11 protein-coding genes are annotated in these 11,017 nt (G+C 39.6%); 2 read left to right on the top strand and 9 right to left on the bottom strand.

Translation table 11 applies throughout. The features are described 5' to 3' along the window. Positions 1 to 12 precede the first annotated feature (12 nt). Positions 13 to 1,215: an efflux RND transporter periplasmic adaptor subunit gene (locus J7E57_RS05190; protein ID WP_215125889.1), complete on the bottom strand. Its 1,203-nt coding sequence runs from the start codon at positions 1,213 to 1,215 to the stop codon at positions 13 to 15. 69 nt (positions 1,216 to 1,284) lie between these two features. After that, the gene (locus tag J7E57_RS05185) at positions 1,285 to 1,890 is read right to left on the bottom strand and encodes a TetR/AcrR family transcriptional regulator (RefSeq protein WP_215125888.1); all 606 of its coding nucleotides are present in this window, start codon (positions 1,888 to 1,890) and stop codon (positions 1,285 to 1,287) included. A gap of 181 nt (positions 1,891 to 2,071) precedes the next feature. On the opposite strand from J7E57_RS05185, the gene J7E57_RS05180 reads away from it, so the two are divergent. Then, positions 2,072 to 2,560 carry a GNAT family N-acetyltransferase gene (locus J7E57_RS05180; protein ID WP_215125887.1) on the top strand — a complete coding sequence of 163 codons (489 nt, stop codon included), beginning with the start codon at positions 2,072 to 2,074 and terminating at the stop codon, positions 2,558 to 2,560. Between the two features lie 408 nt (positions 2,561 to 2,968). Here the strand turns inward: J7E57_RS05180 and trpA are convergent, their stop codons facing one another. The 4 genes from trpA to trpD form a co-directional block, all read right to left on the bottom strand. Further along, positions 2,969 to 3,736, bottom strand: coding sequence for a tryptophan synthase subunit alpha (trpA, locus tag J7E57_RS05175; protein WP_215125886.1), 768 nt, complete (start codon positions 3,734 to 3,736; stop codon positions 2,969 to 2,971). A 107-nt stretch (positions 3,737 to 3,843) separates the two neighbouring features. Next, the gene (gene trpB, locus J7E57_RS05170) at positions 3,844 to 5,025 is read right to left on the bottom strand and encodes a tryptophan synthase subunit beta (protein ID WP_215125885.1); all 1,182 of its coding nucleotides are present in this window, start codon (positions 5,023 to 5,025) and stop codon (positions 3,844 to 3,846) included. 225 nt (positions 5,026 to 5,250) lie between these two features. Then, positions 5,251 to 5,880 (bottom strand): phosphoribosylanthranilate isomerase, encoded by a 630-nt coding sequence (locus J7E57_RS05165; RefSeq protein ID WP_251029809.1) that lies wholly within the window; start codon positions 5,878 to 5,880, stop codon positions 5,251 to 5,253. Further along, positions 5,874 to 6,863 (bottom strand): anthranilate phosphoribosyltransferase, encoded by a 990-nt coding sequence (trpD, locus tag J7E57_RS05160; protein ID WP_215125884.1) that lies wholly within the window; start codon positions 6,861 to 6,863, stop codon positions 5,874 to 5,876. Before trpD ends, J7E57_RS05165 begins: the two co-directional genes overlap by 7 nt. 289 nt (positions 6,864 to 7,152) lie before the next feature. Between trpD and J7E57_RS05155 the strand changes: the two genes are divergently transcribed. Next, positions 7,153 to 8,094, top strand: coding sequence for an ion channel (locus tag J7E57_RS05155; protein WP_215125883.1), 942 nt, complete (start codon positions 7,153 to 7,155; stop codon positions 8,092 to 8,094). 610 nt (positions 8,095 to 8,704) lie between these two features. Here the strand turns inward: J7E57_RS05155 and J7E57_RS05150 are convergent. The 3 genes from J7E57_RS05150 to recR are packed head-to-tail and all read right to left on the bottom strand — an operon-like array spanning position 8,705 to position 10,926. Continuing rightward, positions 8,705 to 9,523 carry an SDR family oxidoreductase gene (locus tag J7E57_RS05150; RefSeq protein ID WP_215125882.1) on the bottom strand — a complete coding sequence of 273 codons (819 nt, stop codon included), beginning with the start codon at positions 9,521 to 9,523 and terminating at the stop codon, positions 8,705 to 8,707. 48 nt (positions 9,524 to 9,571) lie between these two features. Beyond that, positions 9,572 to 10,309, bottom strand: a complete 738-nt coding sequence (locus tag J7E57_RS05145; RefSeq protein ID WP_215125881.1) for a hypothetical protein — start codon at positions 10,307 to 10,309, stop codon at positions 9,572 to 9,574. Next, positions 10,309 to 10,926, bottom strand: a complete 618-nt coding sequence (recR, locus tag J7E57_RS05140; RefSeq protein ID WP_029278016.1) for a recombination mediator RecR — start codon at positions 10,924 to 10,926, stop codon at positions 10,309 to 10,311. The genes J7E57_RS05145 and recR overlap by 1 nt, the downstream gene beginning before the upstream one ends. Between the last annotated feature and the right edge of the window lie 91 nt (positions 10,927 to 11,017).

The following is an 11,017-nucleotide window of genomic DNA, read 5'->3' as shown; positions in this document are numbered from 1 at the left end:
TTTTAGGTCTTATTAATTTTTTGTTTTTGCAACAGCTACTTTATCTGCTGCTTTTTGAGGCTGGATAACCATGCCCTCCTGTAATTTATCAACACCGCTTAACACAATCTGGTCGCCAACTTTTACCCCGTCTTTAACCAGGTAATTTTCGCCGGCTTTACCAACAATGGTAATGGCTTGTTTTTTCACTTTACTGCTGTCGCCTACGGTAAATACAAATACTTTATCCTGCATTTCTACCGTTGAGGACTGAGGTACCAGAATGGCATCATCATGTTGCAAACCTAAACGGATTTTGCCCGTATTACCTGAACGTAGCACACCGCTGGCATTAGGGAAACTGGCTCTTAAGGTAATGGATCCTGTGTTTTTATCAAACTGGCCATCAATCATATCAATCTTGCCTTTAATTGGGTAAGCAGAGTTATCGGCCAATAAAAGCTCAACCGCTGGTAAATGTTTAATCCGGTCGGCAGGTGTTTTACCTGGGTAGTTTGCATTGAAATTATTGAAGTCGTTTTCAGCAAGGGCGAAATAAACATGTACTTCGTGGATATCTGATAACTGTGTTAAAGCAATCTGATCAGTTGGAGAAACTAAACTTCCTTGTTTTTTAGGAATACGGCCGATGTAACCGCTAACAGTAGCCTTAACATTGGTATAACCTAAGTTGATCTGTGCCGAAGCAACACCGGCTTTAGCTTGTTCGGCATTTGCCTGGGCAATTTTATAGGCCGTTTTAGCCGTTTTTAACTGAAAATCAGAAACTACTTTATTCTGAACAAGTGGTGTTAACTTATCAACTTCCAACTGTGCGTTTAAGATGGCTGCTTCTGCGGCATGTAAACTTGCTTTAGCATTGTTTAAAGCCTCGCGGTAAGGGTTTTCGTTAATTTTGAATAAGGTTTGTCCGGCGGTTACATAAGCGCCTTCGTTAACCAAAACGCTTTGTAAGTAACCACTCACCTGCGGACGGACATCGATATCAACAGCACCCTGAATAGAAGCCGGATATTCAATATACGTAGTTTCTGTGCTTGCACTAATCGCGCTTACAGGTAAAGCTGGCGGCGGTGGTGCAGCTGCAGCCTGATCAGGAGACGACTTACAACTCACCAGAATTATAGATAAAAGAGAAATTGTTAACAATAACTTAATACTATTAAACCGTTTAACAGTGTTAAGTAAAGGGTACAAGCGATGTAGAGATTTCATATGATTTAAATTTAATTGGAATTAGTGTGTATAATAATTTAACAGTGTTAAATTACGTTGTAAAAAAAATTAACTATTAATAGATAATGTAATGCCCTTGATGGCATCTTTTAAAATTTGTTGGTTTAACTCGTCTGTTGTTCTTCCGTTGGGGCGAACCAGATTGATGGAGATTAAACCGTGGATGATAGACCAATAAGTGTAATACTTCATGCAGATATCATCTTCAGAAACGGGTTGCTTCTCGAATAAAGATTCAATTACGTCGCCTAACATACTACCTACGTTTTCGGCTTCGGGCATTGAATTTTTAACGGTACAACAAACCATATCTACACCGTACATCAATTGATAAAATTCTTTATGGGTAAAGGCGAAGTTCCAATAGGAAATCCACATGGCTTCCATTTTATCTTCCGGAGATTCGTGTTTATCCCTGGCCTCACGGATATCTTTCGCTAACATTAAATATCCCCTTCTGGTGAGTTCCAGTAAGATGCCATCTTTGTTAGAAAAGTATTCGTAAATAATTGGTGCAGTATATTCGATCTGGTCGGCAATTTTACGCATACTCAATGCCTGCCAGCCCTCTGTTTGAACAATATTCAAGGCAGCATCCAGAATTTTTGTTCTGGTTTCATCTTTTAAACGTAGAATTCTTTCTTTACTTCCCATGACTTGGAATATACAGTGTAAATAATCTAACACCGTTAAGCAAATGTAGAACCAATTCCAGAATTGACAATCATTCATTTGTCATAAACATTTTATTGATTAGTTTTATAGCTGATAATCAACCGCTAAAGCATTTAAAAGGCTTTTTCAAATAAATTAATTTTCTCAAGAACTTATAAAAATGATTTTTCGCGAAGCAAAAACGACTGACATACCTGCGATACAAATTGTCAGACATACGGTAAAAGAGAACATTTTGTCAGATCCGGCGCTGGTTACTGACAAAGATTGTGAAGAATTTTTAACGCAACGTGGTAAAGGATGGGTTTGCGAAGTAGGTGGAGCAGTAGTTGGGTTCTCCATCGTAGATTTAAAGGAGCATAATATCTGGGCCCTATTCCTTCGTCCAGAATTTGAAGGCAAAGGCATAGGCAAAAAATTGCACCGGTTAATGATGGATTGGTATTTCGATCAAACGCATGAGCCAGTTTGGCTGGGTACATCGCCCAATACCCGAGCCGAAGAATTTTATACCCGCCAGGGCTGGAAAAAAGCAGGCATGGTAAATAAAGGCGAAGTGAAATTTGAAATGAGTTATGAGGATTGGGTGAAACATCGCCTAAATATTGACCACAAAGACACTAAGGGTTCTCCTGACAGATTTCAATAAAAAGGTCGTCATCTCGACTGAAGCGCAGTCCCGAACTTTCGGGAGAGAGATCTATCTAGACAGATTTAGCTTCGCTGAGCACTACGTGGTTCTCGGCTGCGTTGCACTCCGCTCGAAATGACGATCATAGAGGGCAATTTCACCAGCATTAAAAAACCATATAAGACATATAAGCTCAATACCTTATATGTTCTTACATTTCTTATATGGTGAAAACTATAATAAAGGTAAGACCCTGACTTGGAGCGAAGCGGAAAGCTACGCAGTAAAAACAAGTTCAGGTTGACGGCCTGAGAGAATGACCGTCATCTCGACTGGAACGCAGTGAAGCGGAGAGATCTATCTAGTTAGATTTCTCCGCTACGGTCGAAATGACGAACCGACTGAATGTGCCTTTGTGGTCAAAAACTAAGCTTTGAATTTCTTCATGAAATTGCTCACACTTTCTTCCAAATCCCCATCAGCAATGGCTTTAACGAAAGCAGTACCAATAATGGCACCGTTGGCATATGAACAGGCTTTATCAAATGTTTGTTTATCGCTGATCCCAAAACCGATCATTGTTGGGTTCTTCAGATTCAGGTTTTTAATCCTGCTGAAATAAGCTTCGGTAGTATTACCAACCTCGAGATTTTTACCTGTGGTAGCTGACGATGATAACAAATAGATAAATCCATTGGTTAAACCGTCAATTTTATGGATACGTTCTTCAGCAGTTTGAGGGGTGATTAAAAATACGTTGCTCAGGTTATGTTTTTCGAAGCAATCTTTATAAAACTCCTCATATTCTACCATTGGCAGATCGGGAACGATACAGCCATCTACTCCTACTTCTGCACAAGCCTCGCAGAATTTCTCTACACCAAACTGCAAAACAGGATTTACATAACCCATTAACAAAACAGGAATGGTAACAGTCTTACGCAAGTCTTTCAACTGTTCGAAAAGCAGCTTAAGTGTCATGCCCTGATCAAGCGATTGTTTGCTGCTTGCCTGAATTACCGGTCCATCGGCAACAGGATCTGAGTAAGGGAAGCCTATCTCCAGCATGTCAGCACCTGATTTTTCCAGTGCTTCGGCAATTTTAACGGTATCGCCAGTATTTGGATAACCAGCGGTATAATAAATTGATAATATATTTTTCTTCTCCTGGAAGAGTTGTTTAATTCGGTTCATGTTTTTTCTTTTTCCGTCATTGCGAGGCACGAAGCAATCTTAATGCTTTGGGTTAGCCTCCTAGCGAGTGTAGTAGGATTACTTCGTGCCTCGCAATGAAGATTCTTCTACAGATTAAAATATTTAATATAAGTATCCAGATCCTTGTCGCCACGGCCTGAAAGGCAAACCACTACGTTTTCGCCACCTTTAAATTCCATTTTTTCTAAGTAAGCCAATGCGTGTGCACTTTCAATCGCCGGGATAATCCCTTCTAATTGTGTACAAAGCAAGCCTGCATCTAAACTTTCTTCATCAGTGATGGAAACATACTGGCCACGACCGGTTTTAAACAAATGCGCATGTTGTGGGCCAATACCTGGATAATCTAATCCTGCCGACACCGAGTGCGGTTCAACAACTTGTCCATCTGGCGTTTGCATTAAAATGCTTCTACTGCCATGCAAAACACCTTCTTTACCTAAATAAGTGGTTGCAGCAGAAAATCCGCTCGATACACCTTTTCCGGCCGCTTCAACAGCAATCAGTTTAACATTTTCATCGTCCATAAAATGATAGAACATACCCATGGCATTACTTCCACCACCTACACAAGCCAAAACATAATCAGGTTGATCGCTACCTGTTTGCTCCAACAATTGTTTTTTAGTTTCCTCAGAGATAATCGATTGAAAAATCGCCACCATATCAGGGTAAGGGTGTGGACCAACCACCGAACCGATAATATAATGTGTATCTACCGGATTATTGATCCAGTCGCGCATCGCCTCATTAGTGGCATCCTTTAGGGTTTTGCTTCCAGAACTTGCCGGAACAACCTTTGCACCCAACATTTTCATGCGGGCCACGTTAGGTGCCTGGCGCTCGATATCTACCTCGCCCATGTAAATTACACACTCGAGATTACGCAAAGCACATACCGTTGCAGTAGCTACACCATGCTGACCAGCGCCTGTTTCGGCAATAATTCTTTTTTTGCCAAGCTTCTCTGCCAGTAAAATCTGACCGATGGTATTGTTGATCTTATGGGCACCGGTGTGGTTTAAATCTTCTCTTTTTAGAAAAATATTGGCACCATATCGTTCCGAAAATCTTTTAGCCAGATATAAAGGCGAAGGACGGCCAACATAATCTTTTAACAACTGATGAAATTCCTTTTGAAAATCGGCATCATCAATAATCTTTAAATAGTTTTGACGCAATTCTTCTACGTTTGGATAAAGCATTTCGGGGATGTACGCGCCACCAAAATCTCCATAATATCCTTTTTCGTTTACTTTGTATTTCATAATATTTTTATCAAATCCTGTATCCTTAATATATTAAGATTTATATTTTAGTTTTCTGGATATCATCCTTCTACTATTGACAAGCGAATCACAAAGAGACCAATCGTCATCTCGACTGGAGTGCAATCCCGAACGTTCGGGAGAGAGATCTATATTTAACAATGCAGATTTCTCGGCTGCGCTCGAAATGACGATCTATCGCTAGCTAGATCGCAGCATGATACTCTATTTATTCATTTCTTTAATAAATTCTTTAATCTTCTCCGCATCCTTTAAACCTGGCTCAATTTCAAATCTGCTATTGATATCCAGGGCATATAAGCGCTCATCATTTATTTCTTTTATGGCCGGTGCATGTTCTAAATCAATGCCGCCACTTAAAAAGTAGGGTTTGGTGTAAGTATATCGGTCTAAAACAGACCAATTGAATGTTTTACCTGATCCGCCATGTGTTTTAGTTTTGGTATCGAAAAGGAAGTAATCAACCACATTTAAATAAGCTTCCAGATCTGTAAAATCAAAACCCTCATCTATCCCAAAAGCTTTGATTACTTCTAAAGCAGTAAATTCAGATTTTAACGCTTCACAGTAGGCCGGCGATTCACTACCATGTAATTGAACAGCCTTAAGCTTTAATAAGTTTACTTTATCCTTTACTTTTTCAAGGTCTTCATTTACAAACACCCCTACGGTTTTAATCTCTGAGGGGATGTATTTGATCAATTCGGCAGAAACCTCACTAATTAGTCTGGGCGATTTTTCATAAAAAATAAAGCCCAGGTAATCTGGCTGCAGTTCAGCAACTACAGCAATATTTGCCGCCAAGCGCATTCCGCAAACTTTTAACTTTAACATGCCAATAGTTTTTTGAAACTGTTTAACGCTTTTTTGCTGGTTAAAGATTCTTCCGCTTCATAAAAGCAGTCGGCAAAAGATTGTTCAGGTTTTATGGTCTTGATGGCCAGTGCCGAATTGCACAATACTACATTGTTCTGTACATCAGTGGCTTCGCCATTTAATACATCCATAAATATTTTAGCTGATGATTCTACGGTATCGCCACCTTTAATGGCATAGGTATCAACCTTATCAAAACCCATATCCTGAAGGGTTAAAATCTGCTCGCCTTTATTCGAGAAGGTTTTCACATCGCAGGTTAACGAAACCTCGTCGTAACCTTCTAATGCATGTACAATGGTATAATTTTTATCGGTGTCCTGGTATAAATAAGCATATAAACGGGCCAGTTCCAAACTAAAAACGCCTACCATCTGGTATTTCGGCTGACCGGGGTTAACCATTGGACCCAGCATATTGAAAAATGTTTTTACGCCCAGTTCTTTACGGATCGGTGCTACAATTTTCATTGCAGGATTAAACAGTGGAGCATGTAAAAAACAGATCCCTGCGGTATCTAAATTACGCCTTAAAGTATCCTCATTATTGGTAAAAGTATAACCTAAATATTCCATTACGTTAGATGAACCACAGCCCGAAGAAACGCCATAGTTACCATGTTTGGCCACATGATGACCAGCACCTGCCACCACAAATGAGGATAAGGTAGAAATATTGAAAGTATCTTTACCATCACCTCCTGTACCACAAAGATCAATCAGTTCGTAACCGGAAAGATCTACTTTAACGCACATATCCAGCATCGCATCACGAAAACCCTGTAACTCCTGCACGGTGATATTACGCATGGCATAAGCAGTAATAAAAGCGGCAATTTGCGAAGAATTAAATGCTCCTTCCGAAATGGAGATTAAAATGTTCTTTGCCTCTTCCCTGCTAAAACTCTTGTTCTCGAATAAATGGTTTAATATTTTTTTCATGTTTTGTATACCTCTTACCGTCATTCTGAACTTGATTCAGAATCTTTCACTTAGATGCTGAACTAAATTCAGCATGACGATCCTTCAAAAAATTGCATAAAAAAAAGGATTGCTTTTTGGGCAATCCTCTTCGTTGTGTTTAAAATATTTTAAAATATATAACAATAGAATTTGCCTAACGAATTTCGTTATGCCACCACCAATTGTTATTTAAGTTTTTAATTATCATGTTTGTATAAAGCAAATATTGACATAGTTTTTTAATATTCCAAAATCTTTCTAAAAATATATGGCCTTTTTTAAAAGAAAAGTACAGTTTAATGATGATTTCGGTTTCGGATCCAATCCTGTAACCAAAAACCAGCGCATGCTCAACCCCGATGGTTCGGCAAATATCGAGCGTACTGGCTTACCATGGTTTAAATTCGACGATACTTACACCCGCTTGGTTACCATGAGCTGGCCACGTTTTTTCTTTGTCATTCTTGTAGCCTACCTTGTTGTAAATACCATATTCGCAGTTTTATATAATGTAGTGGGTATCGAAAATTTAAATGGTGCCAAAGGCGTAACCCTTCGCGATCAGTTTTTTGATGCATTTTTCTTTTCCGCTCAAACCATTTCTACCGTGGGTTATGGTCATATTTCACCACAGGGTTTCATTACCAGCATTTTGGCCGCTTTCGAAAGTATGCTGGGTTTGTTGGCTTTTGCATTGGCTACAGGTTTATTGTATGGCCGTTTTAGCCGACCTACTTCTAAGGTAAGTTTTAGTAAAAAAATGGTCATTGCACCTTACGAAAAAGGCCATGGTTTAATGTGCCGTTTAGTTAACCTCCGCCGTAACCAGCTCATCGAAGTTGAAGTACAGATGGTAATGTCGTACAATGAAACCGTTGATGGTAAACATGTACGCAGGTTTTATCCTTTGGCATTAGAACGTAGTAAAATTGGTATCCTATCTTTAAACTGGACTTTGGTACACCCTATTACAGAGGAAAGTCCGTTTTTTGAAAAATCGTTAACAGAGTTGCAACAGGCAGAAGTTGAGGTTTTTGTGATCCTTAAAGCTTTTGATGATACCTTTTCACAGACGATCCACACCAGAACCAGTTATCAGGATGAGGAAATCGAAATGGATGCTAAGTTTGATAAAATGTATTACCATAACGAAGAAGGTAAAATGGTGATGGATTATAGTAAATTGGATAAGGTTACACCGACGGCATAAGGCCTAATTTTCATTTTCGATTTTTTGAAAAGCAATGATAGTGATAATCGGTTGCGCGAACATCCCGATTGAAGGATCGGGATGTTCGCTACTACCGGGTTTAGGGCAGTCTGGTCTGTGCTAAATATGACCACCCCGCCTTTCAGGCACCCCTCCAGAGGAGGGGAATTACCCCTCATCGTCTCTATGCGATTTGCATTCCCCTCTTTCAGCGGGGGTGTCCGCAGGACGGGGTGTTTCAGCGACCTGTAAAATCCACGAGCTCCTTGTATAAATCTAAGTAAACTCAGAGTTAAGGGTCTTCGACTCCGCTACCATTGATAAGCTCCAATAGAATGGTCGTCATCTCGACTGTAGCGTAGCGAAATGGAGAGATCTTTGTACTAAGTTATTGAAATCAAATTTAAAAGATTTCTCCACTGCGGTCGAAATGACGATATTTCAAGCCCCTTCACCTGCTTTATCCATCTGTCACTCATATTGATTTTATAAAATAAATTACCCTCAGCCTGACAATTAATTAGCTTAAACAGCTAACTTAACCCCGCAACCTAAACGCTAAACCCTATCCGCTATCCCCATTTACCTTAAACCCTAAGCCTTACACCTTCTACCCTTTTATCAACGGATTCTTTTCTTTAGCAAACAGATCAAAAACCTTTTTGTCTACAAAAGCTGGGAAGAGTTTATTCATCCAAACGGCTAATTTCCCTTGCCCGGTCATGATTAAGGTACGTTTACGTTTTTCGATACCGTCGGCAATAATGCGCGCTACTTCCTCCGATGTCATCATTTTCCCTTCATCCATGCTGGTTTCGCCATGTGCAGCACCATCTTTCGACAAGGCCGTTACGCGGATGTTGGAAGCTGTAAAACCTGGGCAAGCCAAAAGCACATTTACACCTGTTTTTAAAAGTTCGGTGCGTAAAGATTCCATAAAACCATTCATTGCAAATTTAGAGGCCGAATAACCTGTTCTGCCCGGCAAACCACGGTAACCTGCAATTGATGATATACCCACTACGGTTCCTTTGGTTTTTAAAATCTCTGGCAAAGCATATTTGGTGCAATAAACCGTCCCCCAAAAGTTCACATCCATCAGGTTTTTAAGCACCGATAAATCCAGATCGTTAAACAGGGCACGCATGGATAATCCGGCATTATTTACCAGAATATCAATCTTTTGAAAAGATACCAAAGCTTGCTTGATAATCAGTTCGCAATCTGCTTCTTTACTTACATCGGCCTGAACAGCTACAGCTCTAATGTCATATCTTTTCTCCAGATCGGCGGTAATTTCGCATAGGGTTACGTATTGGCGTGCGGCTAAAACCAAATTGGCACCACGTTTAGCAAATTCTTCCGCACAAGCTTTTCCGATTCCGCTCGATGCACCAGTGATGATGATTACTTTATTTTTTAGGTTCATGTGTAGTATCAAGATTTGAGTATCAAGTATCAAGACTGGATACTGCTTTTAGTTTATTTTAAAGTAGTTTGTTGCTTCCGTAACTTTGTCTGTGTTAATAATATCTGCACCTAAGTCATATAGTAACTTCCAGCAAGCCTGATTATCAGGTGCGCCCCAAAAACGAAAGGATTTGCCTAATTTGTGTGCGTTGTTAATCAGTTCTGTCAATTTAGCTTTATCAGCTTCTGAAATTTCACCAATACCTTTCCATTTAGAATAAGTGGCAAAATTATCGCTGATCATGGTTATTTTCTTCAGGTCTTCCGGGCTATAGTTTACATTTGGTAAGCCATCAAAAAACAGGTGAGTATATTTATGAAATGTATTTGCAGCAGGTCGGTTGCCGCTAATCACAACAACGGTATTACTTCCCTGCCTGCCAAAGTATTTCTGGTATTTTTTCAGATTTTTCCGCAACAAGTGATATGTCGAATCCCAGTCACCTTTAACATCGATCATCAATTGGAAAGTATAATATTCCTTTTCAGCCGACAAGGCTTTAATCTGTTTTAAATACAATTGCGCTAATGTATTACCCGCTTTGATTTCTTTTTTACTATGCGCCACCATTAACGAATTGCCAACTACAAAAACATCGGCTTCAATAGAGAAAACGCGATTATTAACCGCATCAATAAAAGGTTTTTCGTGGGTATAATCATTATGGGAGTGGATCTTAACCTGCGCTTTGGCGAATAATCCTGATAAAACCAGGGCTAAGAAAACGAAAAGATGCTTTACCATTATTTCATCATTGCAGTTTCGTAAGGCACGCGGGTTACAATCGATCTACCCAATGTAATTTCATCAGTATATTCCAGCTCACCACCAAAAGCAATCCCTCGTGCAATGGTCGTTACCGGAACATTAAACTCCTTTAATCTTTTGTACAGGTAAAACAATGTGGTATCGCCCTCCATATTCGGACTCAATGCTAAAATTACCTCTTTAATCCCTCCTGCTGCCATTCTGGCTACTAGTCCATCAATAAACAGGTCGGAAGGACCAACGCCGTCCATCGGAGAAATTAAGCCTCCCAAAACATGGTAAACCCCAAAATATTGACCGGTATTTTCAATTGCCATTACATCGCGGGTATCTTCAACCACACAAATGGTTTCTTTATCGCGTTTTGGCGAAGTACAGATCTCACATACCACATAATCGGAAATGTTATGGCAAGTGCTGCAATGTTTAATATGCTGCTTAAGTTTTATAAAAGTATTGCCAAACTGGTTTACCTCCTCCTGCTCTTTGTTTAAAAGATGTAATACCAAACGTAAAGCTGTTTTTTGCCCTACACCAGGAAGTTTCGAGAATTCGTTTACCGCATCTTCGAGCAGCTTGGATGAAAAATTCATATTACAAAAATAGGTAAAATGGTTTGTTAGTTCAATAGTCATTGGTTCATTGGTAAAGTAAATTGGATATTGACAGGTCGAATTTTCATCC

Source organism: Pedobacter sp. ISL-64 (genome assembly GCF_018613605.1).
Classification (GTDB): Bacteria; Bacteroidota; Bacteroidia; order Sphingobacteriales; family Sphingobacteriaceae; genus Pedobacter.
Note: the sequence above shows the minus strand (reverse complement) of the source record. Positions and strands in the feature narration are given on the sequence as shown.